At 72.3% G+C, this 23,899-nt stretch carries 19 protein-coding genes; 10 read left to right on the plus strand and 9 right to left on the minus strand.

All coding sequences use genetic code 11. The features are described from left to right. Positions 1–76 precede the first annotated feature (76 nt). A complete protein-coding gene (locus ACFVXH_RS26550; RefSeq protein WP_387827761.1) occupies positions 77–553 on the plus strand; it encodes a hypothetical protein in 477 nt (158 codons plus the stop codon). Positions 554–766: 213 nt separating this feature from the next. On the opposite strand, the gene ACFVXH_RS26555 is transcribed toward ACFVXH_RS26550, so the two are convergent. Then, positions 767–1,684, minus strand: a complete 918-nt coding sequence (locus ACFVXH_RS26555) for a LysR family transcriptional regulator (RefSeq protein ID WP_387827763.1) — start codon at positions 1,682–1,684, stop codon at positions 767–769. A gap of 191 nt (positions 1,685–1,875) precedes the next feature. On the opposite strand from ACFVXH_RS26555, the gene ACFVXH_RS26560 reads away from it, so the two are divergent. The 4 genes from ACFVXH_RS26560 to ACFVXH_RS26575 all read left to right on the plus strand — a co-directional run bounded on the left by ACFVXH_RS26560 (position 1,876) and on the right by ACFVXH_RS26575 (position 5,983). Then, positions 1,876–2,586 carry a class II aldolase/adducin family protein gene (locus ACFVXH_RS26560; RefSeq protein ID WP_387827765.1) on the plus strand — a complete coding sequence of 237 codons (711 nt, stop codon included), beginning with the start codon at positions 1,876–1,878 and terminating at the stop codon, positions 2,584–2,586. Positions 2,587–2,631: 45 nt separating this feature from the next. Further along, positions 2,632–3,900 carry an MFS transporter gene (locus ACFVXH_RS26565; RefSeq protein WP_387827767.1) on the plus strand — a complete coding sequence of 423 codons (1,269 nt, stop codon included), beginning with the start codon at positions 2,632–2,634 and terminating at the stop codon, positions 3,898–3,900. 285 nt (positions 3,901–4,185) lie between these two features. Then, complete coding sequence (locus ACFVXH_RS26570) at positions 4,186–5,517, plus strand: M64 family metallopeptidase (RefSeq protein ID WP_375872959.1); 1,332 nt, start codon at positions 4,186–4,188, stop codon at positions 5,515–5,517. Between the two features lie 142 nt (positions 5,518–5,659). After that, entirely contained in the window at positions 5,660–5,983 is a 324-nt protein-coding gene (locus ACFVXH_RS26575) for a hypothetical protein (RefSeq protein ID WP_074002867.1), read from the plus strand. A 226-nt stretch (positions 5,984–6,209) separates the two neighbouring features. Here ACFVXH_RS26575 and ACFVXH_RS26580 read toward each other — a convergent pair whose 3' ends face one another. The 3 genes from ACFVXH_RS26580 to ACFVXH_RS26590 form a co-directional block, all read right to left on the minus strand. Next, positions 6,210–6,932: an LURP-one-related/scramblase family protein gene (locus ACFVXH_RS26580; RefSeq protein ID WP_079272189.1), complete on the minus strand. Its 723-nt coding sequence runs from the start codon at positions 6,930–6,932 to the stop codon at positions 6,210–6,212. A 278-nt stretch (positions 6,933–7,210) separates the two neighbouring features. After that, positions 7,211–7,804 carry an RNA 2',3'-cyclic phosphodiesterase gene (gene thpR, locus ACFVXH_RS26585; protein WP_380744965.1) on the minus strand — a complete coding sequence of 198 codons (594 nt, stop codon included), beginning with the start codon at positions 7,802–7,804 and terminating at the stop codon, positions 7,211–7,213. A 109-nt stretch (positions 7,805–7,913) separates the two neighbouring features. Beyond that, positions 7,914–8,411: a carbonic anhydrase gene (locus tag ACFVXH_RS26590; protein WP_074002869.1), complete on the minus strand. Its 498-nt coding sequence runs from the start codon at positions 8,409–8,411 to the stop codon at positions 7,914–7,916. A gap of 1,412 nt (positions 8,412–9,823) precedes the next feature. On the opposite strand from ACFVXH_RS26590, the gene ACFVXH_RS26595 reads away from it, so the two are divergent. From ACFVXH_RS26595 to ACFVXH_RS26610, 4 genes are all read left to right on the plus strand, one after another. After that, positions 9,824–13,141: an ALF repeat-containing protein gene (locus ACFVXH_RS26595; protein ID WP_387827772.1), complete on the plus strand. Its 3,318-nt coding sequence runs from the start codon at positions 9,824–9,826 to the stop codon at positions 13,139–13,141. 202 nt (positions 13,142–13,343) lie between these two features. Continuing rightward, on the plus strand, positions 13,344–13,643 hold the full coding sequence (locus ACFVXH_RS26600; protein ID WP_143204551.1) for a hypothetical protein: 300 nt from the start codon (positions 13,344–13,346) through the stop codon (positions 13,641–13,643). 268 nt (positions 13,644–13,911) lie between these two features. Beyond that, entirely contained in the window at positions 13,912–14,454 is a 543-nt protein-coding gene (locus ACFVXH_RS26605; RefSeq protein ID WP_053112263.1) for a hypothetical protein, read from the plus strand. Between the two features lie 609 nt (positions 14,455–15,063). After that, complete coding sequence (locus ACFVXH_RS26610; RefSeq protein ID WP_387827776.1) at positions 15,064–16,878, plus strand: trypsin-like serine protease; 1,815 nt, start codon at positions 15,064–15,066, stop codon at positions 16,876–16,878. Between the two features lie 205 nt (positions 16,879–17,083). Here the strand turns inward: ACFVXH_RS26610 and ACFVXH_RS26615 are convergent, their stop codons facing one another. The 5 genes from ACFVXH_RS26615 to ACFVXH_RS26635 form a co-directional block, all read right to left on the minus strand. Beyond that, complete coding sequence (locus ACFVXH_RS26615; protein WP_387827779.1) at positions 17,084–18,283, minus strand: cytochrome P450; 1,200 nt, start codon at positions 18,281–18,283, stop codon at positions 17,084–17,086. Then, complete coding sequence (locus ACFVXH_RS26620) at positions 18,280–19,035, minus strand: tRNA-dependent cyclodipeptide synthase (RefSeq protein ID WP_049655871.1); 756 nt, start codon at positions 19,033–19,035, stop codon at positions 18,280–18,282. Before ACFVXH_RS26620 ends, ACFVXH_RS26615 begins: the two co-directional genes overlap by 4 nt. Continuing rightward, a complete protein-coding gene (locus ACFVXH_RS26625) occupies positions 19,032–19,787 on the minus strand; it encodes a TylF/MycF family methyltransferase (RefSeq protein ID WP_387827783.1) in 756 nt (251 codons plus the stop codon). The genes ACFVXH_RS26620 and ACFVXH_RS26625 overlap by 4 nt, the downstream gene beginning before the upstream one ends. A 74-nt stretch (positions 19,788–19,861) precedes the next feature. Further along, on the minus strand, positions 19,862–21,106 hold the full coding sequence (locus ACFVXH_RS26630) for a hypothetical protein (protein ID WP_387827786.1): 1,245 nt from the start codon (positions 21,104–21,106) through the stop codon (positions 19,862–19,864). Continuing rightward, the gene (locus tag ACFVXH_RS26635) at positions 21,103–22,305 is read right to left on the minus strand and encodes a nucleotide disphospho-sugar-binding domain-containing protein (RefSeq protein WP_387827789.1); all 1,203 of its coding nucleotides are present in this window, start codon (positions 22,303–22,305) and stop codon (positions 21,103–21,105) included. Before ACFVXH_RS26635 ends, ACFVXH_RS26630 begins: the two co-directional genes overlap by 4 nt. Positions 22,306–22,544: 239 nt before the next feature. On the opposite strand from ACFVXH_RS26635, the gene ACFVXH_RS26640 reads away from it, so the two are divergent. Further along, complete coding sequence (locus tag ACFVXH_RS26640; protein ID WP_387827792.1) at positions 22,545–23,702, plus strand: hypothetical protein; 1,158 nt, start codon at positions 22,545–22,547, stop codon at positions 23,700–23,702. Positions 23,703–23,899 lie beyond the last annotated feature (197 nt).

Raw genomic sequence — 23,899 nt, forward strand, 5'->3', positions numbered from 1 at the left:
TCCCGCCCTCCCAGCGAGGCGCGGCAGGAGGGCGGGGGTCGAGTCGGATGCACACCATCCTCACCGGGAGATGCAGATGAAGCCACGCACCGCAGCCACCGTCGTCGCCCTGGCCCTGGCCGGCCTCGCCCTCTCGGCGCCCACGGCCGGCGCCAGCGGCACCAAGCTGTCGCAGTCCGCGGCCGCCGGCCAGTTCAGCGGCGCCGGCATCACGTGGAGTTCCAGCGGGGGCTGCACCACCAGGTCCAACTCCACCTGTACCTCGTTCGACCAGATCAACTCGGGCACCGTCAGCGCCGTCATCACCCTCAAGCAGGCCAGCGGCTGCGCCATCAACATCACGGGCGGCACCGAGGTCGGCCACGCCTCCGGCACCTACAGCCACTACAACGGCTACAAGGTCGACATCGCCCGCAGCTCCTGCATCGACGGCTACGTCCAGAACAGCTTCACCTACATCGGCCTCCGGGGCGACGGCTACCCGCAGTGGCAGGCCGCGTCGGGCAACCTGTACTGCAACGAGGGCAGCCACTGGGACGTCCTCATCTACTGACGCCGCCCCGGGCCTTCCCCGGGATCTTTCCGGATCAGGAAGCAGCGCCGTGACGGGGACCGAGGGCCCGTAACGGCGCCGGACCATGCCGACGAACGCGCCCTCGGCCTCACCGTCGCCGGCAGCCTGCCGCAGGTCCAAGGCCTGTCCGTGCCATGGCACTTGACCGCCCCGCCCGTCCGCGCCCCGTGCGGACGGGCGGGGCGGCGCGCGTCACGGGGCAGTCCGCCGGCCGGCAGCTTCGCGGACGCGGGCACGCAGCCAGCGGTGGGCCGGGTCGTCGTCGTGGCGAGGGTGCCACAGCATGCTGACGCGCAGCGGCTTCACGCCCAACGGCACCGGGAAGGTGACCAGTTCGAGCGGGTCGGCCAGACGGCCGGCCAGGGCGGCGGGCACGATCCCGACCAGGTCGCCGGCGGCTACCAGGCGCAGCGCCGTGGTGAAGCCGGGCACGGAGGCCGCGACGGTACGCCGCACGCCCTCGGCCTCCAGCAGCCTGTCGACCGCGGTGCGCAGGCGGCCGTGACGGGAGACCACGACGTGCTCCCACGCCGCGAAGCGGGCCGCCGTGACCTCGCCGCTGCTCAGCGGGTGACCGGCGCGGACCACGCCGAGCAGCGGCTCGCGGACCAGCCCTTCCGAGCGGAGGTCGGCCTCCTTGGAGGCGTTGACCGCGATCGCGACATCCGCGGTGCCCTCGCGCACCGCCGCGCCTTCGTCGGCCGCCCGCCCTTCGCCGAGGAAGCGCAGCTGGACGCCGGGGGCTTCGGCGCGCACGAGGGCCAGCAGGTCCGTGCCGAAGCACCCGATCAGGTCCTCGGGCGCCAGAACGGTGAAGCTGCGGCACCAGGCGGCCGGCGCGTCCTCCTCCGCGGGCCCCAGCAGGTTCCGGGCGTCCTCGACCAGGGCTCGTACCCGCGGACGCAGCGCCAGCGCGTGCGCGGTCGGCTTCAGTCCGCGGCTGGAGCGCACCAGCAGGGGATCGCCGAAGGCGGTCCGCAGCCGGCCCAGGGCCCTGCTGACGGCCGGTGCCGACAGGTCCAGCCGGCGGGCCGCCCCGGTGACGCTGCCCTCCTCCAGTACGGCGTCGAGGATGACGAGGAGGTTGAGGTCGAGGGACGTGACTTTCACCAAGTGAAAATAGCACTTGCATTCTTTTCACTGGTCGCAATCCGTGACCGCTCCTAGGGTCGTGAGCACCGCCGCAGGATGCGGTCCCGGACGCCCTGGACGCATGGCCCGAAACCCCCGGCACACGAGGGAAGACGGCGGCCACAGCAGCCCGAGAACGGGCCCGGACACGACATCAAGGAGCACCACCCATGACGGACGACCCAATCGACCCGATCGAGCTGGTCGCACTGGGCAGCCGGGCGCTGGCCGCGGCCGGGCACGGTGACATGGTGTGGGGACACCTCGCGGTCCGCGACCCGGACGGCCGCGGCGTGTGGATGAAGTCGGCCGGCTGGGGCCTGGAGGAGATCACCCCCGAGCGCGTCCTGCTCGTCTCGTGGACCGGCGAGCGGCTGGCGGGAACCGGACGCGTCCACCTCGAACACCACCTCCACACCGAACTCATGCGGGCCCGTCCCGACGTGCGCGCCAGCGTCCACACCCACTCCCCGACGGTCAACGCCTTCAGCGCGCTCGGTGAACCGCTCCGTCCGCTCAGCCACGACGCCGTCGTCTTCGCCGAACACGGCCTGCCCCGGTACACCGCCACCGACAACCTCGTCCGCACCCCCGGGCTGGGCCGCGCGCTCGCGGCCGACCTCGGCGGCGCCCGCGCCTGCCTGATGCCCGGACACGGCCTGGCGGCGGTCGGCCGGGACACCGCCCACGCGGTCATGTACGCGATCCTGCTCGAACGGGCCTGCCGGACCCAGCTCACCGCCCGCGCCGCGGGCGAGCTCCGGCACTGGACCGGCCATCAGGAATGCCTGGAGAAGGACGCGGTGGCCTGGCCCGACAGCCAGATCGACGCCGGCTGGCGGTACTGGCTGCGCCGTGCCGCACTCCTCCAGGCCCACTGACCCTTCCCGTTCCCGAAAGACGCCCACGCGGAAGGAACCCCGCACGTGGACTCCCACGCCTCCCCGATACCCGTCCCGCCGATACCCGTCCCGCCGACCGCGCCCGCCGCCGGGACCACCGCCACTCCCGGGGCGGACGCCCCGGGCGGCAGACGGCGGATCGGCACCTGGGCGGTCGCCCTCGCCTTCTGGGCCGTCACGGCCGGAACGACGGTGCCCACCCCGCTCTACCCGCTGTACGAGCGCGCCTTCGGTTTCTCACCGCTGGCCGTGACCGTGGCCTTCGCGGTCTACGCGCTGGCCGTGGTCGCGGGACTGCTGGCGCTCGGCGGGCTCTCCGACCGGTACGGCCGCCGTCCGGTCGCCGCCGCGGCGCTCCTCACCGCCCTGGCGGCCGCCGTCGTGTTCCTCCTCGCCGAAGACCTGGCCGCCCTCCTGGTCGGACGGGTGCTGTCCGGGCTGGCCGCCGCGCTCATCACCGGGACCGCCACCGCCCACCTGGCCGAACTGGCGCCCGCCGACGGCCGGTTCCGTGGCGGGCGGCTGGCCCTCGCCGCGAACATGGGCGGCCTGGCCTGCGGCCCGCTGCTCGCGGCTCTGCTCGCCGACACCACCGACTGGCCGCTGCGAGCCGCCTGGGTCGCCGCCGCGGCCCTGCTGACGGCAGCCCTGGCCGCACTCGCCGTGGCCCCCGAGACCGTGACGCCGAGCAAGCGGGGAACCGGTTCGGTCGCCCGCGCGCCCCGCGTGCCCACCGCCCTCCGCAGGGAGTTCCGGCACGCCGCGCTCGCCGCGGGCGCGGGGTTCGCCGTCCTCGGCGTGCTCACCGCGGTGACCGGGCTGTTCCTGGCCGAAGTCGCGCACCTCCACGACCTCCTGGCCACCGCGGCAACCGTCTCCCTCGCTTTCGCCTGCACCGGCACGGGCCAGCTCCTGGCCGCACGACTGGGGCGCGCCGCCCTGCCCGCGGCGTGCGCCGGGCTGATCGTCGCGGCCGGGCTGATCGCCGCCGCCGTGGCGGCCTCCTCCCTCCTGCCGCTGCTCGGCGCGGCGCTGACGGTCGGCCTGGCCACCGGCGTCGCCGTCGGCCACGGGATCGCGCTCATCGGCGCGCGCACAGCGCCCGGGACCCGCAGCCGTACCGTCTCGGCCTTCTTCGCCGCCCTGTACACCATGCTGGCCCTGCCGGCCGTAGGCGTCGGCGCGCTGATCGGCGCCGTCGGACTGCGCACCGCCACCACCGTCTTCGCCGCCGCGGTCGCCGCCCTGGCCGCCGCCGTCCTCCTGACCCAGCGGGCACCCGCCCGCCGGTGACTCCCCGGAGACCGGGCCGGCCGGCCACCGGAACACGCCGGCAGGCGATGAGACGGTCCCGCAGCCGCCAGGAGCTCGCTCACCGGCGAGACGGCGACAGCCCGCGTGAACCGTTCGTGGGCAGCCGGCCGTATCCACCGATGAGGTGGGCCACCGAATGGTGTCCCCTCGTCAGTTCCGGCTCCTTTCAGCCGTGTTGGCTGAGTGCGGCGACAGCACGGCACGGGGCCGCGCTCCCCCGCGCTCCACCACTTTTCGCCGCCCACAGATTTCGGAGAAACCCTCTTGCGCACCAGCAGGTTCACCTCGGTCACCCTGGCCGGCGCCATGACACTGGCGGCTCTCGCCGTCGGCGTCGGCCCGGCGGTCGCCGCTCCGTCCGACCCGGTCGACCCGGCCTCCGTCACCGTCTCCCCGGGGGACCAGGACGTGGAGGTCTTCGCCGAGGACGGTGCCATCAGCCGGACCAAGGTCCCTGCCGCCTCCCCGTTCGTCGGCGCGCCGGTCATGAACGCGGCCGGCGCCGCGGCGGACGGCACCGTGACGAAGATCGTCAACAACGGGAGCACGGACAGCAAGCTGGACGTGGTCATGATCGGCGACGGCTACACGGCCTCGGAGCAGGACAAGTTCCGCAAGGACGCCGCGGCGAAGTGGAAGGACATCAGCGCCGTCGAGCCCTACGCCACCTACCGCAAGCTGTTCAACGTGTGGGCCGTGGGCGCCGTCTCCGCCCAGTCGGGCGTCTCCGGCGACCCGAAGCAGGACACCGTCCGCAAGACCGCCCTCGGCTCGCGCTTCTGGTGCAACTCCATCGAGCGGCTGCTGTGCGTGGACATCAAGGCCGTCGACACCTACGCCGCCAAGGCCCCGCAGGCCGACCTCGTGATCGTCGTCGCCAACACCGCCAAGTACGGCGGGGCCGGCTACGGCAGCACCCAGTCACCGCTCGGGTACGAGGGCATCGCCACCGTCGCGGGCGGCAACAGCGCGTCCGGCCAGATAGCGGTGCACGAGACCGGCCACTCGCTGGGCAAGCTCGCGGACGAGTACTGGGCCGACGGGGCGGGGCCCTACCAGGGCGCGGAGCCCCCGCAGCCCAACATCACCACCCTGAGCGCCGACCGGATGCGCCAGGACAAGGCCAAGTGGTACCGCTGGCTCGGGAAGACCTCGCCCGACGGCGGCACCGTCGGCGCGTACCAGGGCGGCAGCAACTACCCGACCGGCCTCAACCGGCCGACCGACAACTCCGTGATGCGCTCCCTCGGGCGGGAGTTCAACCTCCCCGGCCGCGAGGCGATGATCGCCGGCTTCTACCGGCACGCCTCCACCCTCTCCAGCAGCACGCCGGTCACCACCCGCCTGACCGCGACCGACCACCTCACCGTCGACCTCCCGGTCTCCGGCACCAAGCTGCGCTGGTACCTCGACGGCAAGGAGGTGACGGCCCTGCGCGACCACAAGTCGATCGCCGTCTCCGACCTCGGCCCCACCGGCTCCAAGCCCGCGGCCCACGAGCTCAAGGCCGTGGCGAACGACCCCACCTCGGCCGTCATCGACCCGGCCCTGACCCCGGCGCTGACCCGCAGCCTGGTCTGGAGCGTCACCCGCTGACCACGGGCGTGGACCCTCACGGCCGCGCCGGCGAGGGTCCACGCCGACCTGGCCCGACGCGACGTCACCCTTACTCCGGACGCCGGGTCGCCGTGTGCTTCCGTCACTGGTGCCCGGCCGTGTTGTTCGAAAGGATGCTCAGGTGGCGAACTTGACCCGGATCTTCACGATGACCCGTACCAACTTCCGCTCGGCCGACCCGGTCGAGCGGTGGACCGCGCGTGCGACCTGGGCGGCGCTGACCGCGACGGGCTGGCTCGCGGTGATGTTCACGACCGTCTGGGGGGCCATGGTCGCCGGGGTTCCCATCGGTACCGTCAGATGGCTGGCGGTCTTCCTCTCGCTGGCGGTCCCCGCCGTCTCGCTGATCGCCGTCACCTCCGAGGCCGGCGGGCGTACCGGCGCCCCGGCGCTGACGGTCGTTCTCCTGCTGGCGGCCGTCCTGCTCGTCATCGCCTTCGTCTGAGTCGGGGGGCGGCCCGCCCCCGGGCATCGCCTACGGGTGCCTCCCGCCCGGAGTGCACGCACCGGGGACCGCCCGGAACCCGGTTGACGCGTCGCGGCGTTCGAGAGGCCGGTCGGCGAGCCCCCTCCCCCGAGCCCCCTCCCCCGAGCCGGAACGCGGGGACGGGCAGGCCGCCCGCAACGCTCGGGCGGCCTGCCCGTCAGTCCCCGGTTTCCCCGGTTCGCGGCTATCCGAGGCCGCGGGCGTCCTGCTTCAGCGCGGTGTCCACGGTCAGCGCGGTCGCCACGACCAGGCTGAGCAGCGGGTCGGGGAGCGGACGGTGGATCTGGAGAACGTAGTTGTCGGCCGTGGTGAACATCGTCTTCGCCAGACCCTCCCAGGTCTTGGTGATCCGGGCGATCTCGGTGTCCGTCCCGTCGACGATGGAGAAGTTCCAGGCCCGCCAGTTCTCGGCCTTGATCGCGCCGACCTTCTGACCGCCGACCTCCAGCGAGAAGTTGATCTTCCCGATGGCGTTCTGCTGAACGATCTGGCCGACCTCCTGGCCGTCCGGACGCTGCACGATCACCCGCGACTTGATGAACTTCGCCGGACGGGTCAGCAGCAGCACCGGGGTGCCCTGCGCGTCGCGGATCTCCAGCTTGTGGGTCAGGTACTGGTCGATGGAGAAGAGCAGCCGTACCACCTTGCGCAGGCCGCTCTGGCCGACCTGGACCACCGAGCCCAGCGTGGCGCCCTGCTGGTCGAAGACCGAGTACTCGTTGGTCAGCTCGATCAGCTTGGCCTTCTGGTTCACCACCAGGACGGGCTCGGAGAAGAGGGTGCCGCCGCCGCCGTAGACCGGTCCGACGCCCGCCTGCTGCCGTACCTGGCGCTGCACCTTGGCGGAGTCGCCGACCGCAGCGGTCGGCCCCCCGGGGAAACCGGGGATGTTCGTGTTCTGGGACATGCCCGGCAGGCTAGGGCCAATCCACCGTCAGCAGCGAGATCGTTTCGGACGCCCACCCGGCGCGCCGGGGACTCCGAGTCGCGAATTCGACCTGCGGATCGGCGTGTTGCGAACGAGGGCCGACCGACGGCCGGAACGCGTGTGACCGATGTCACATCCGCCGATCGATCACGGACGGCGGAAAAACCGTGCGACATCGAACGGAGCCGCACCCGTAGGCACGTACCCGTCGGCCGGTGCAGGCACCCGGCTCCCCGGCCTACGCCCCCCCGGGCGCCTCAGGCCGGGGCCGCGGCGACGCCGAGCCGCCACGCCTCGATGTCGCGGTAGTGGATCGGCCCGGGGCCGCGACCGATGTTGCTGCCGACGAGGTGGAGGCGTTCGGTCCGCCACGGCCGGCCCACGAACCCCGTGAGCCCGGCCGCCGCCAGCGGCACGCTGACGGAGTCGTCGCGGCGGGAGCGGGCCAGGGTGAGATGGGGGTTCAGCGGCCGCTCCCTGAAGTCGATCCCGCAGGACCTGACGAGATCCCGGACGTCGGCGGCGAGCCGGTGCAGTCCCTCCAGGTCACCGTCGACGCCGGTCCACAGCAGCCGCTGGTCGAAGTAGCCGCCACCGCGCAGGCCCAGCCGCAGGGCGGGGCGCGACGGGGCCGCGGCGGCCAGCGCCGACCGCAGCAGCGGCACCGCCGCGGACGACTGTTCGCCGAGGAAGGCCAGGGTGATGTGCCAGTCCTCGATCCGGTTCCACCGCAGCCGCGGGTAGCCGGCATAGGCGGGTCGCAGGGCCCTGGCCAGTTCGTCCTTGGCGTCGTCGGGCGGGGCGAGCGCAACGAAGACGCGCAGGGTCCGGGGTTCGGGGTGATCGTCCACGAGGGGGGAGGGTAGTCGACGGCCGGCGCCGCCCTCGACTCTCCCGTACGGGCCGGCCGGGCCCCGGTGCGGCGGCCCCGTCCGACCGCCGCACCGGGACGCCGTCAGGTCAGAGCACGACCTCCTTGAGGAGGCCGGTCGCGACGTCGAGGACGAAGCCGCGCACGGCGTCCGTGTGCGGGACGAAGGGACTGGTGCGGATCCGGGCGGCCGACTGGCGCACGTCCGTCTCCAGGTCGGCGAAGGCCTCGGCGGCCCACGGGGGCTTGACGCCGGTCTCCTCCCGGATCGACTCGCGGAAGGCGTCGTCGCCGAAGGTGAGCATGCCGCAGTCGGTGTGGTGGATGAGGATGATCTCCCGGGTCCCGAGCAGCCGCTGGCTGATCGCCAGCGAGCGGATGGCGTCGTCGGTGGCCACCCCGCCGGCGTTGCGGATCACGTGCGAGTCGCCTTCGGCGAGGCCGAGCGCGCCGTACACGTTGAGCCGGGCGTCCATGCAGGCCAGGACGGCCGTGCGACGGGCCGGCGGGAGCGGGAGCGGCCCGTCGAAGGCCGCGGCGTAGTCGGCGTTGTTGCGCAGGTAGTGGTCGGTGGCGGTGTCGGTCATGGTGGACGGCTGTCCTCTCGGTGCGGTCGGATCGTGGTCGGCCGGGACGCGCGGGAGCGCCCCGTCCCGCCCGCGGGTCCGTGCTGCGGGCAGCACGGAGCGGGCGGCACGAAGCAGCGGGTGAACGCGTCCCGCCGGATGCGTCCGGAGCGCCGCTCGGAGGGTCCGTCGACCGGGGCGACGGCCGACCCTCGCGGCGGCAGCGAACGACGGCCGCCACGGCGGTGCCGTTCGGAACGGAGCGCAACGGAAGAGCGCAACGGAACGGCACGGCCGGGCGGCTGGAACGGGCGATCAGACGATGACCGGACAGCCTGTGGAGTGGATGCGGCCGAAGTCGATGTGACGACGGCGGACGAGCACGGTCATGCGGGCACCGTACTGCCCGCCGGAGCGCCCCCGCCCGGGATTCGCCCATTCTCCACTCCGCCGGGTGACCGCCTCCGTGGACAGCCGAGCTGCGGCGATCCCACACGTTCCCTCACGCCACATGCCTCCCTCTCGGACCGCGCCGGTCGACGCCGGGTTCTCGGCGAGCCGCCACCCGCCGCCGCGGTCCTCCTTCGAGAAGCGCGCGGCGAGATCGGGAACGTGGAGGAAGCAGGCCAGTGCGGTGGCGGCCTGGAAGGCGTCGATCGCACGCCGGCGAACCGCTTCCCTCACGGCAAACGGTGGCGAACTCGAGGATCAACACAGCACCCTCGGATGACCACGTGATCACGGAAACACAGGTGCGTGATGACGGATTCCCGCCCGCCCAGCAGGACGACACTCCGCCGAAATACCCACCGACATGCGCTAGTTGATGCGCCACCGCGCCCGGCCGTCGCCCTTTCTCCGGAACAGCGGCCGGCGCACCGATCGACTCGACCCCGGAAACCTTCAGCAACCTCGCGAGCTTCGGCGAACACCACGGTGGTGTTCGCTGCTCCCCGGTGGATCGGATGCTCGCGCCCCCGGAGCGGCACTCTTCCTGTGTTCTTCCTGTGCCCTTCCTGTATTTTTCCTGGTTTGGCAAATCCCTATCCTGTCATCACTTTCAGTGACTGGCCGCCATACTGAGGGTCAGTCACTCTGACATTCGGGGCGCAGGGGGGATGTACGTGAACCGGACGAGGGTGATGAACCGGTCCTTTGCCGCCGTTTGGGTGAATCCATTGCAGGCCTATGCGATCGGTGGCCGAAACCGACGGGGATTCAGCCAGTTGGCATGCGATCCAGACAAAATCATTCCGCCCCGTCGATCCGCCTTCTCCGGCATTAGGATTCCTGCGGCATCAGGACAACTGTCCTGGTGAACACTGGCCCTGACGGGCCAGGAGATTGGGGAAGAAGAGGGGGAAATGGCGAACTCGCCAATGAGGGCAGGGTCGGCACGGCGCTCACGCGCCAGGATCCTGTCCGCCACGGCCATGATGCTGGCCGCGACCGTCATGGGGACGACGGTCGCCCAAGCACTTCCGTCCGACACGGCCCCGGAGCCGCTGCCGGCCAACTACCGCGCGCAGGTGGTCGAAGCCTGGCAGGGCGGCGGCACCGCGGTGAAGGACGCGGCCGCACGGGCACTGGTCGGCTCGGACGCCGACATCACCACGTTCTTGACCAGCACGCTGAGCCGTGCTCAGGCGTCGGACGAGCGCTTCGCCGTCATCAAGATGCTGAGCAGCACCGGCAAGGGCGTGCGCGACGCCGCGACGAAGGCGCTGAGCGGGTCGGACGCCGACCTCCACGCGTTCGTCACCAGCGGCTGGCAGAACCCGATGATGGACGACCGCCGGGCGGCGATCGTCACCATCGTCGACGGCGCCGACGTCGCCGTCCGCACGGCCGGGACCAAGGCGCTCGGCGACGGCACCGCCGAGGCCATGGACGCCTTCCTGACCACCGGCCGGTTCAAGGCGCAGGAGGAGGACGACCGGGTCGCCGTCCTACGGCTGATGGACGTCTACACCGGCCCGGAGTTCACCAAGCAGGCCGGCCGGGCGCTCAGCGGCACACCCGCCGACATCCGCGGGTTCCTGGAGAACGGCCAGCTCCTCGCCCAGGCGAGGGACCAGGAGACGCTCGACGTCAAGCAGCTCGCCCAGACCGCGAAGGACGCCACCAAGCGCGCCCTGGAGGAGACGGCCGCCGCCCAGGAGGCGGGCGCCCGGGCCGAGAAGGCCGCCGAGACGGCCAAGCAGGCCGCGCTGACGGCCGCGGACGAGGCTGCCAAGACCAAGGACGACGCCGAGAAGACGGGCGCCGCGGCCAACCGGGCCGCCGAGGCCGCCCAGGGTGCGGCGGAGGCCGCGAAGACCGCGATCGACGCCTCCAACACGGCGGTGGCGGCAGCCAAGACGGCTGCCACGGCGGCGCGTTCGGCCGCTTCGGCCGCGGCCGCCGCCGGCCAGGCCGCCAGCCGCGCGTACAACGCCGCTGCCGCCGCCGCGGGCGACCGGTCCCAGGCCAAGGCGGCGAGCGACGCCGCTGTGCTGGCGCGCAACGCCGCCGCCGGTGCGCGGGACGCGGCGTCGGCCGCCTCGTCCGCCGCCGACGCGAGCGCCCGGGCGGGCCAGGCCGGCTCCGCCGCGGCCCGCGCCGCCAACAACGCCGCCGCCGCCGCCGAGGCCAGCGCCCAGGCGGCCGGTTCCGCGGGCCAGGCCACCGAGCAGGCGGCCCGCGCCCGCAACGCGGCCACCACCGCCCGCAACGCGGCCAATACGGCCAGCGCGGCCGCGACCCGTGCCCAGAACCTCGCCACCGCGGCCGCCGCCGCGGCGGGCGAGGCCAAGGATCTGGCCAACCGGACCGCCGACCACGCGGAGAAGGCCGCCGCGGCAGCCGACGCCGCGGCAGCCGCCGCGGGCCAGGCCCAGGACTGGGCGAAGATCGCGGGGCAGCACGCGGACGCCGCCGCTGTCGCCGCCGAGACCGCGGCCTCGGCGGTGGCGAAGGCCCAGACGCTCGAGAAGCTGGCCCGTGACGCCGAGGCCGTGCAGCTGGAGTCGGACAAGCAGCTCGGTGTCACCCAGGCCGACCTGCTGCTGAAGGACGATCAGGCGACCCAGGCGGACTTCAACCAGCAGCAGACCGAGGCCGCCTCGCAGGACGCCGCGACGAAGGACCTGGTCAAGCAGGCCGCGGCGACCGGAACCGCCACGGCGACGGCCGCCCAGGCCGGCCGCAAGGCCGCGGTCAACCTGCTGAAGTCCACCGGCTCCTGGACCCGGGCGTCGGCGCAGGCCGCGCTCTCCGGCACCGACGAGGCCGTGGTCTCCTGGGCCAAGTCGGACTACCAGCGCAGCCTGCAGCTCGACGACCGGGAGAAGATCCTGGCCGTCACGAGCATCGCCAACGCCAAGCTGGCGACCGAGGCGCAGAAGACGCTGGCGAGCACCGACCCGACCGCGGTCGAGAAGTTCCTCAGCGGTGGGGCGCTCCAGGCCCAGGCCGAGGACCTGCGGGTGCGGACCGTCTCCCTGGTCTCGGACGGCGGCAAGGCCGTCCAGCGGGACGGCGGCGCGGCACTGGCCGACGGCCGGGTGTCGGTCCTGGCCGCCTTCCTGTCCAACGGCTACGCCAAGGCCCTGGCCGAGGACGACCGGGTGGCCGTGGTGGTCGCCACGGACGGCGGCGGGCCCAACGTGAAGGCCGCGGGCGCGGTCGCCCTGGCCGGACCGGCCTGGATGCAGCACGAGTTCGTCCGCAAGACCCAGTTCACGGCGGCGCAGAAGGACGCGGACACCGACGCGCACGTGTCGTCCGTGCTGAGCATGATCGCCAACGCCGCGAAGGACGCGGCCACCGCGAGCGAGAGCGCCCAGCGGGCGTACCAGATCGCCGCGGACGCGCGCCACGCGTCGGATGAGGCCGCGCACTGGGCGAGCCTGGCAGGGCAGTCGGCCCAGCAGGCGAAGGGGTACGCGGACGACGCCAAGGCCAAGTCCGCCGCCGCCGACGCCTCCGCGGCAGCCGCCGCCGCTTCGGCGCAGAAGGCCAAGAGTGCGGCGGCGACCGCGCAGACGGCCAACCGGCAGGCCAACTACTCGGCCACCCAGGCGACCACCTCCGCGAACCAGGCCGTGAACTCGGCGGCGAGCGCGAGGGCCTCGGCGGCGCAGGCCGCGGCCAGCGCGAGCGCGGCGGGCAAGGACGCCGCCACGGCGTCGCAGGCCGCGAGCGACGCCCACGCCATCGCCGCGCAGAAGCGGGCGCAGGAGCAGGCCGCCGCTGCCGCCGCCGCGGCGGCCCAGGCGAAGGCCAACGAGGCCAACCACGTCGACCCGGTGAACACGCCGGCCAACGACAAGGTGACCACTCCGGCTCCGGCTCCCGAGAAGCCCGCTCCGGGCTCTCCGCCGAAGGACGACAAGCAGCTGTTCAAGGACTACGGAGACTTCCTGGGCAGTGTCAGCACCTGGAGCGGGTTCGTCGCGGCCGGCCTGATGCTCATTCCGGGTGGCCAGCCCTTCGCGGCCGCCGTCGGCACGTTCTCGCTGGTGACGGGGGTGGCTTCGGCCCTGTACACCGGGATCGGCTACGGCTTCAGCAGCGACAAGTTCATCGGCTCGGTGGCATCCGTCGGCCTCTCCCTGATCGGTGGCCGAGTGGTCGGCGCGATCGAGAAGGGCGCGGCGGAAGCGGCCAAGTTCGGCGTGAAGGTGACCGAGAAGGTCGGCGAGAGGCTGGTGAAGGCCGGACACAGTGCCGTCTCGTCCGTCGTCAGCTGGTTCTCGAGCGACGACTGATCAGGTGATCGCTAGGCAGTGAGTGATCGGCCGTGTTCGAATGGCCGTGACAGAACAGTGGCTGTGGAGCCCGCGTCCGACGCGGGCTCCACAGCCGGAACGAGGGGGGTGTGCGGTGTATCCGTTGGGGCTTGGTGTCGTTTCGTGGTGGTGGCTCGCGATTCTGGCGACCGCGGTGTTCTGGGCGGTCCTGGTACCGGGAATGCCCACGCGCACGCACCGGATCAGCATGGCGCTGGCGCCGGCCGCGATGGTGGTCTTCGGCCTCGGCAGCTACTACGCGAAGCACATGGACGCGGCCGCGGTGCTCGCCATGTACTCGTTCGCGGTGGTGGCCTTCCCGGTGGGAATGGTCGGCCACCGCAGGAAGTTCGCGCAGCGCCTGATGGAGGCGAAGGAGAGGGGCGAGTCGGAGGACAACACGTGGCCTCCCGCCATGATGGCGCAGGTCTTCGTGTCCCTTGTCGTCTTCGGGACCGCGGCGATCTGGACCACCCGGTAGCGGCTCGGTCCACGGCTCACCCGCCCGCGACAACCTTTTCCCCGGGCATATAGGCCGTACACGAACATGGCGGAATTCCAGATGCTTCCGAAGCGGGAAACGATCTTCCGGAAGTCGACCCGCTCGTGATAGCAATGGTGCCGGTCGGGGCCGGGGGTGGCCGGGGGTGGCCGGAAACGCCATTCGACCAGGTCGCCGGTACGTGCACCGACTCGGCAGGTCCGCTGCGAACCAGCAGCAATTGACGGCTAATCAGGGGGTTTTATTCATGCGTTCCATCACCAAGATGGTCATCGTCGGCGCGGTCGCCGGCACGGTCGCGGTGTCCGGCGTCGTGGGCGCCGTCGCGGCTGACCGCAGCGCCGCCGCGCCCGGCGGCACCGCCGCCGCTCCGAAGGCGCTGACCGCCGACGACACTCCGCCGCCGGCCGTGGAGGACTTCGCCTACCCCGGCGCGGACCAGATCTTCGCGGACCGTGGCATCCGGCTGAAGAGCGGTGACGGCCACATCGTCCTCGTGCCCTGCGCCCCGGGCCTGCTGGAGGTCGACGCCCGGAACATGGCGGAGACCGACAAGGTCGGCGGCGGCCGCTTCTGCTTCACCACCACCGGCACGTCCGGTCGGCTCAGCCTGGAGCTGCCGTCGACCTACGCCGTCTCCACCTCCGACTACTCCGTCCACGTGGTCATGGTGAACGGCACCGAGACCAAGATCCACGACCTGAAGCCGAACACCTGGAACAAGGTCGGCGAGCTCACCGACCCGCAGCAGCGCCCGTTCACCCTGCTGGAGCTCACCACCTCCAAGTGAGGCTCCGATCAGGCGGTTTGACGCACGCCTGATCCCCCGGCCCCGGCCCCGCCGCGCGAGTGGCGGGACCGGGACCAGCGGGACCCGAACCATCCGAGCGGCCCGCATCGCCGCGGCCCGCGAGCGGTGCGAACGCCCTCCGCGTCCACCCCGCAGACGGCGGCCGACGCCACGAAGCCCGACGGGGCCGCACAGCGGGACTCCGACCGCCAGGATGCCGAACGGCCGGGCCTGCGCTGCGAGTTCCTCGGCAGCCGGCTGCCGTCGCTCGGCGATGGGCCACCGGCCGCACAGGCCGGCGAGCCGGCTGCAGGCCTGCCGCTCGTACCGCTCCAGGCCGCTGAGCGGGTGCAGGGCGACGGCCTGGCGGCCCGTCAGAGGCCGCGCGATCGCGGACTCCGTCGGACGCGGGCGGCTCACTCGTCCCCGGCCTCGGCGACCACGGGCCCGAACTGCCGGGCCAGCCTCACCGCTGACCTGCCCCGCAGGCCCTCCGTGCTCCAGGACAGCGCTTCGCGATCGTCGGCGAAGACGCCGGCGGGAAACCCGCCGGACCACGTCGGACCGATCGCTACCCGAATTCACCTCTTATCGTTGGGAACCCTGTTCATGCCTCGCAACTCCTCGCTCCGCTCCCGACGAGCGGGCGTGCTGGTAGCGGCCGCGGCCGCGGCCGCCGGCACGATGACCTCCTTCACCCCGGCCGGCGCGGTGACCGGCGACGCCGCCGCCGACGGCTCGTACGCCTACACCGCCCGGATCGTCGTCGGCGACGCCCTGCGCGGCTGCACCGGCACGCTGGTGGACCACTACTGGGTGCTGACCGCCGCGTCCTGCTTCTCCGACGACCCCGCACAGCCGCAGACGCTGGCGGCCGGCGCGCCGAAGTGGAAGACGACCGTCACGGTGGGCGCCAAGTCCGCCGACGTGGCCGAGCTGGTGCCGCGGCAGGAGCGCGACCTGGTGATGGCCCGCCTGGCCACCGCCGTGGACGGCATCACCCCGCCGGCGTTCGCCACGACCGCCCCCACCTCGGGAGAGAACCTGCGGGTGGCCGGGTACGGCCGCACCAAGGACGAGTGGGCCCCGCTGAAGCCCCACACCGGCTCCTTCACCCTCGGCACCGTGAGCGCGACCGGCATCAGCGTCACCGGCACCGGCGGCGCGGCGGTCTGCAAGGGCGACACCGGCGCCCCCACGATCCGCGAGACGGGCGGCAAGTCCGAACTCGTCGCCGTCGCCTCCCGCTCCTGGCAGGGCGGCTGCCTCGACACCCCGGCCACCGAGACCCGCACCGGCGCGACCGCCACCCGCGTCGACGACCTCGGCGGATGGGTCTCCTCGACCGTGGCCGCCGGCGGCGTGTCGGTCAAGTCGGACACCAAGCTGACCTCCGGACAGTCGATCGTCGGCGCGGACCTGAAGCTGACCATGCGGCCGGACGGCGACCTGGTCGTCACCCACAAGCAGGTCGACAACGGGATCCTGTGGTCGAGCGGGACCTCGGGCAACAACGGCGCCTGGGCGTACATCCAGCCGGACGGCAACCTCGTCGTCTACAAGAGCGACGGCAACCCGGCCGCCGGCACCGGCGCCCTGTGGGCCTCCGGCACCTGGGGCCAGAACGGCGCGTTCCTCAAGCTCCGGAACGACGGCAACGTGGCCATGGTCAAGGCCGACGGCAGCTCCGTCCTGTGGTCCGCCGGCACCATCCGCCTGGACCAGAAGCTGAACAGCGACACCAAGATCAAGCCCGGTCAGTGGTTCCAGTCGCAGACCGCCGTGGTCGAGATGCAGGCGGACGGCAACCTGGTCCGCTACCGCCGCGCCGACGCCGAGCCCACCTGGAACACCAACACCTCCGGGAACAAGGGGGCGTGGGCGTACGTGCAGACGGACGGCAACTTCGTCCTGTACAAGAACGACGGCAACCCGGCCGCCGGCACCGGCGCCCTGTGGGGCTCCAACACCTGGGGCCAGAACGGCGCGTTCCTCAAGCTCCAGGACGACGGCACCTTCGCGCTCTACAAGAAGAACGCCGCCGAGACGGTCGCCAACACCGTCTGGAGCGCCACCACCTTCCGCTCCGGCACCCAGCTCGTGGCCGGCCAGCAGGTGTACGCGAAGACCACCCGCCTGGCCATGCAGTGGGACGGTGACCTCGTCCTCTACCGCCTCAGCGACAACGCGGTCCTGTGGCACAGCAACACCGCCGGCAACGGCAATGCCTTCCTCCGGATCCAGCCCGACGGCAACGCCGTCGTCTACACCTCGGACGGCAGCCGCGGCCTCTGGGCCTCCGGCACCTTCTGGTCGACGGGCGCCTTCCTGAAGCTCCAGGACGACGGCAACCTCGTCGTCTACAAGGCCGACGGCGGCGAAGGCATCGGCAACGCCATCTGGTCCACCAACACCTTCGCCTGATCCCGGGCCCGCCTCACCGTCCGGGGCCCGCGCCGCGCACTGCGCGATGCGGGCCCCGGACGCCGGGCTGTGGTGCGGCGTCGGTGCTACGCACTCTCCCGCCCAGGGCCTTCGAGCGGACCGTGACCGATCCGGTCGCGGTCCGCTCGAACCCTCACGACGCGCTGGTAGTCCGCCGACCCCGGCCCGTGCGCTGTCGCCCCCCTCACCAGGCGACCGGCAGGACGAGCGGGCGGGTGAACAGGTTGTCCTCGTCCCAGGGGAGTTCGTCCGCGTCGATCGCGAGGATGAGCCTCGGGAACCGGGTGAAGAGTGCTTCGAAAGCGATCCTCAGGTGTGCTCGGGCCAGTGAGGCGCCCAGGCAGAAGTGCGGGCCGGCGCCGAAGGTCCTCGATCCGTCCGTACGGCGGTGGATGTTGAACCGGTGGGGGTGCTTGTAGTGATCCGGGTCCCAGGTCGCCGCGATCATCGGCGTGACGACCGACTCCCCCGCGCGGATCGGCACGCCGCGGATCTCGGTGTCCTCCAACGCGACTCGCGGGTTGGACAGGTAGCCGTTGTGGTGGAACCGCAGGACCTCCTCCACGACGGCGGGCCACAGCCGCGGGTCTTCGAGGACGCTCTGCAGCTCCTCGGGGTGCCTGAGCAGGGTGACGATGCCCGTGGACGCCGAGGAGACGAGCGGTTCGATCCCGGTGACGAGCAGGTAGCTGACGGTACCGTGCAGCTCGTCGGAGGTGATCTCCTCGGCCTGGCGGGCCGCGATCAGGGCGCCGATCGGTTCGGTCGGGTCGGGGGCGGACCACTTGTCCGCGACGATCTCGGCGGCCAGCGCGCCGATCTGCTCGGTGGCGGCCGAGACGTCCGTCCGGTCCGCGTTCTGGCTGGTCTGCTCACGGAAGCAGCCGTGCAGCGCCTGGCGCCGGTCCGCCGGGATGCGGAGCAGTCCGCAGCTGACCCGCAGGGCGAGGGGCGCCGTGTAGGCGCTGACCAGATCCGCGGGGTTGCTTCCCGCGGCCATCGCCGTCAGCAGGTCCTCGGCGTGCGCCGCGATGGCGGTGGAGTACCGTTCGGCGGCTCGCCGGTTGAACAGCGGGTTGAGGATCTGCCGCACCCGGGTGTGCCGGGGCGGGTCCAGGTTGAAGATGCCCCCGGGCACGGAGTTGAAGTCCTCGCCGATCAGTCGCGGCGCGCCCGGGTAGACCAGGTCCCTGGAGAAGCGCGGGTCGGTCAGGACCCCGGTGATGTCGTCGTGGCGGGTCAGCAGCCAGGTGGTCTGCCCACTGGGCATGCGCAGCGGGCAGACCGGGCGCTCCCGCCGCAGCGTGGCGTACAGCGGCGGCGGGGTCCCGTGCTCCCCCGCGGGCAGCGGCCACTGGAGGATGTCGGTGTCCGACAGGGTCACGACTGGGCTCCTCTGGTACCGGCGTTCGGCGGCGCGGCCTGCTCGACGGCCGGTGCCACGGCCGGCTCGACGGCCAGTGCGATGGTGGCGAAGCCGTGGCCCGGCGCCGGCGCCAGGGCCGGGACCTCGCCGTTCCACAGGGCGAGCTGCAAGGGCCAGGGACGGTTGTAGAGGAGGAGGGCGGTCCGGGTCCCCGTGATGCCGGGCAGGTCCAGGACGAGCGGGAGTTCGGCGAGGACGTAGCCGAGGTTGAGTTCGATCTGCGCCGGGGTCGGTTCGCCGCCGAGGACCGTCATGAGGTAGCCGCGGGACGCTTCCCGGCACAGTTCCCGTAACCGGCCGTCCGAGCGGAAGGCGTCGTCGACCTGCGCGCGCAGCTCGCGGTAGCGCTTCCGGTTGATGAGCCGGGTCCAGCTGTTGACCCGGTCGTGCGGGTTCGGGCCGGAGGCGTGGAGGGCGCGCCGTGCCGCCGCGCGCATCCTGCGCACGGCCCGGGTCGCGCTCTGTGCGGCCTCCCGGGGTGCCCGCCCGCAGGCGATGAGGCCGAAGGCCGTCTCGTAGCCGGGCAGGACGGCTTCGACGTGCCGAAACCTTCCGGCGGCCCAGGCCAGCAGGGTCTCGACGGTCGCGGGCCGGTAGAACCCGTTGAACGGGCTCAGTCCGAACACCGCGGCCTCACCGGTGTCGAGGATCTCCCGCGACTGCTCGTTGAGCGGGTGGACCGTGACGGCTTCCGCCGGGACCGCGATCACAGGCTCCGCCGCCAGTACGCGCCGCAGACGTCGATCCGTCGGATCGGGTCGTCGATCCGCTGCTCCTCACGGAAGTCGTGCACAGCGGCCCGGCACGCCGGGATGACGTAGTCGTCGATGATCACGAACCCTCCGGTGGACAGCCTGGGGTACAGGTGGGTCAGGGCGTCCCAGGTGGATTCGTAGAGGTCGCCGTCGAGCCGGAGCAGTGCCAGCTTCTCGACCGGCGCCTGGGGCAGGCTGTCCCGGAACCGGCCCGGGAGGAAGGCGACGTGGTCGTCCAGCAGCCCGTAGCGGCGGAAGTTCTCCGCCACCTCCTCCTGGGGCACGCCGAGGACCCCGTTGGCCTCGTGCAGGGCCAGTTCGCGGTCCAGGGGGTGCCCGTCCGCGCCCACCTCGGGGATGCCGGTGAAGGAGTCGGCCACCCACACGCGGCGGTCGGTGATGCCGTGCGCCTTCAGGAAGGCACGCATGAAGATGCAGGCCCCGCCGCGCCAGACGCCGGTCTCGATGAGATCGCCGTCGACGCCGTCCGCGACGACCCGCTCCAGGCAGTCGTGCAGGTTGTCCAGCCGCTCCCTTCCGATCATCGTGTGCGCGGCAGCGGGCCAGTCCAACCCTCCGTGCCGCTCCTCGGCCTGGTAGCCGGTCGGTCCGTCCGGAGTGAGCCCACCGTCCTGGTAGATGACATTGGTCAGGACCTTCTTCATGAGGTCCAGGTAGAGGTGCCGGTCACTGTCGCAGTCATCCACTGGCTGTCTCCCTGGCAGGTCGGTTCTGGTCCGGATCGGTCCGGATCGGATCGGTCCGGAGGGCTTGGCGGACGTCACGCTGGTGGTGCGGACCACCCGCGGTCGATGAAGTCGGGAGCGCCCTCCTCGGAGTTGACGCCCTTCTCGACGAAGGCGAGGTTGTGGTAGACCGTCAGAGCCACGGCATGCCGGTCGGCGTAGGACGGTCCGGGCGCTGCCGCCGGTGGCACCCACTCCCGGTGGTGCAGGCCGTCGACGAGCTGCTTGAGCAGGCCGACCGAGGTTCCGGGCCCGGCGACGGGGCCGGCGGTGCCGCCGTAGCCGGGCCAGTAGGCGGTCTGGAGATCCTCGACGACGTACAGCCCGCCTGGCCGCACGTGCGGGAACAGGGCGGTGAAGGAGGCTCGCACATGGGCGTTGAGGTGGCTGCCGTCGTCGATGACGATGTCGAACGGCCCGAACCGACGGCCGAGGTCGTCCAGGAGTCCGGGGTCGCCCTGGTCCCCGACGGCGGTGGCGATGCGGGGGCCCCGAACACCGGGTTTGGGGACGATGTCGAGCCCGAGGACCAGTCCCGCCGGGAAGTAGCGCTGCCACATGCGCAGTGACGCGCCGCCCTGGTCGGGTGCGTCGTAGCCGCCGATCCCGATCTCCAGCACTCGGACCGGCGCGTTCCGGAAGCGGGCGAAGTGCCGCTCGTAGTGCTGGGTGTACCAGTGGAGGTCGGCCCACTTGTCCGAGCCGAACCGGGTCGAGAGCCCGCCGAGGTCGACCGGGTGCCGTTGGCAGGCGGCCACGACCGCCTGGACCGCGACCGCCAACCGCTGGCGTTCGCGGACGATCGCGGTGAGCCCACCGGGGTCCGGGTTTGGAGCATTCAGCTCGGCGCAGGTGGTGACCCGCCGACTGGTCCGGCGATCGGTGCCGGGGCCGTAGAGGCCGCGCAGGAGGTCGACGGCGTCATGGGTGATCCGCACCGGCGCCGCCTGCCAGCCGTCCCGCTTCGAGGTCAGCCCGTCGCGGTCGACGGTGAGGAGGCGACAGGCCCGTTCACCGTCCGACGTGAGCTCGAAGGCGAGGTGCGCGGCGCCGTCCACCGGCACCGGATCGCACCGCACGGCCAGTTCCTCGACGACGACCTCCGCGACCCGGTCGAGCCCGAGGTCGGCGACGGCCCGCGCCAGCCGGTGCTCGTCGGCCGCCGCGCGCAGCAGCGGTTCGATCGCGGGCCAGCCGGGGCCGGCCGCCGCGCCCACGGGGGCGTCTCCGGCCGGTGCCGCGGTCGGGGCGCCGACCGGTCCTGGGCCGGTGCGGGTCATGACGCGGCCTCGACCAGCTGCCGGACGACCTGCTCGGGGCCGGGCATGGCCTTGATCTCCTCCCGGACCTGCCGGCAGGCCTCTCGGATCCGCCGGTCGGCCAGTGCGCGGCGGATGCCGTCGGCGAGTGCCGCGGGGTCGATGTCCCGGTCGGGGAACGCCACCCCCACCCCCCGCTCCACCACCGCTTGTGCGTTCACCGGCTGATCCGCCACCTGGGGCAGGACCAGCTGTGGCACCCCGTTGGCGAGTGCGGTGAAGGTGGTGCCCGACCCGCCGTGATGGACGACGGCGGCGCAGCTCGGCAGCAGAGCGCTGAGCGGCGCCCAGTCGACGGCACGGAGGTTCGGCGGGAGCGGCCCCAGGCCGGACAGATCCGCCCCGCCCGTGGTGAGGACGACCTCGGCGTCCTCGGCGGCCAGCGCGTCGACCACGTCCCGCAGGACCGGGGTTCCACCGACCGCGGGAAGCACCGATCCCCAGGTGACGCAGATGCGTGGGCGCCGCGGCGCAGCGCTCACCCAGTCGGGCAGCACGGCACCGCCGTTGTACGGCACGTAACGCATCGGCCATCCGGCCTTGGCGTCCGGAGGGCGCAGGCTCTCCGGGCACAGGTCGACCGTCGCCACCGGACCGGTGAGCGCACCGGTGATCCCGTGGCGTGCCCGCACGTCCTCCAGCGCGCTCAGCACCGCGGCGAAGGACGGGTAGGGCAGCCCGATCCCGTGCATCACGCAGGGGATTCCGGTGGCCTCGGCGGCGAGCTGACCGCCGGCCAGGAAGGTCGTGAAGACCAGGAGGTCCGCGCGCCACCGGCGGATCAGGTCCACGGTGCCGTCCACCATCCGGCCTCCCACCCCGAGGACCAGGGCGGCGACGTCCTCGCGCGCGGGGTCCGGCCGATCGGCGGCCGTCGGGCCCGGCCGGCCCGCCGCACCGGTGAACCGGCGCCAGGCGTCGGACAGGTCGTACCGGTCCGGCCGGTTCTTCGTGACCCGGACACCGAGCCGGTGGTAGGCGTCGGCGGCGTCGCCGTCGGATACGTCCACGGCGGCCAGGCCCGAACGCGCGGCCATGTCCAGGCTCGGTCCGGTCGCGGCCACGAGTACCTCGTGGCCGGCCGACTGCGCCGCCCACATGGTGGGCACCGCGGGCATGAGGTGGCCGACCCCGGGTGCCACCACGAACAAGATGCGCACGAAGTGCTCCTAACCGGCTGGAGGCATCGAGGACCGCCGAATTCGGCGTGATTCGTTGGGATTGTCCAGCTCGGCCACACCGTATTCAAGTACGCCGGGCCGGGACCGTCACCCCGGGACCGATCGCACCGGATTGCCTGGCACGCGCATTCCGGGGGAGCTTGACCGGAAGCAACGGACACGAGAACGTGTCACGCGACGGTCATTCCAACAGAGTTCGGACAAAGGGATTTCATGTGATGAGCACATTCTCGGATCCCATGGCGGACAGGAAAGTCGATTCGGCCACACCCATCGAATGTCTCAGGCTGGCCGGAGACGACACCCGCTCCCTGCACTCCGTCGTCCACTCCTTCGAACTGGCCGACCTCACAGCCGTGTTGGTCGACGAGATCCTGTTCCGCTGCGATCCACCGGGCAACGCCGATCCGGTCACCGTCGTCCTGGACGTCACGCGCGGCGAGGACCGGGTCAGCACCTCCTTCCTCGTCCAAGCCGGTCGACCGGTCGGCCTGAACGGTGCGGACGGCCCGGCCGCACTCTTCCGCATCGAATACGATGTGCTCGACCTGGTACGGGAGTTGTTCGGGCCGTCCGCGCCCGGCGGGCCGGCGAACCGACGGACCGAGCTGCGGTTCGTCCCGGAGTCCATGACAGTGGAGGGTGTTCGCCCGCTCGGCTCGATCATGGCGGCGGCCAGCACCATCCTCACCGGCTGCTCCTCCGACCACCCCGGACTCGCCCGGCTGGCCCTGCGCCACGACTCGGACAAGTGGGGCGGCCTGCACTGGTTCGCCGCCCTGTACGAACGCCACCTGCGCCAGCTGCGCGACCAACCCGTCCGAGTGCTCGAAATCGGAATCGGCGGATACGACCACCCCACCCTGGGCGGCGGGTCATTGAAGATGTGGAAACACTACTTCCCGCGCGGTCTGGTATTCGGCGTCGACCTGTACGACAAGAGCGGCCTCGATCAACAGCGCCTGCACACACTGAAGGCGGACCAGAGCGACCCCGCCCAGATGATCGAAATCGCCGAACGGCACGGTCCGTTCGATATCGTCATCGACGACGGAAGTCATATCAACGAACACGTCAGGACAACATTCCGGGCGCTGTTCCCCCACGTCCGCGCCGGAGGCCTCTACGTCATCGAGGACCTGTGGACCTCCTACGCCCCGGGCTTCGGCGGAAGCGAGGACCCGGAGGCGTGCGACAGCACCACGCTCGGCCTCGTCAAACGGCTCGTCGACGACCTGCACTACGAGGAGCAGCCGTTGAAGACCACCGGCGGAGTCGGTCCGTCCCTGGCCGGAATGCACCTCTACCGCAACATCGCGTTCCTGGAGAAGGGCCGCAACGCCGAAGGGGGGATCCCGGGCTGGATCCGCCACTGAGTCCGCAACACCGCTCGTTCCACAGGCAGAGCCCGGCGAAGAGCCAGGCGGACCCCAGCACGGCGCGGGCCTCGTCGAGGGTGCGACAGTGCGTCCGACCGGGGTCGGCGATCATCACCTCGCAGTCCCGACCGGCGGTCAGGAAACGAACCGCCCGGGGCGGTCGGCGACCGACCGTCCCGGGCGCCGGACCGCGC

It is taken from the genome of Kitasatospora sp. NPDC058184 (assembly GCF_042883725.1).
Taxonomy (GTDB): Bacteria; Actinomycetota; Actinomycetes; order Streptomycetales; family Streptomycetaceae; genus Kitasatospora.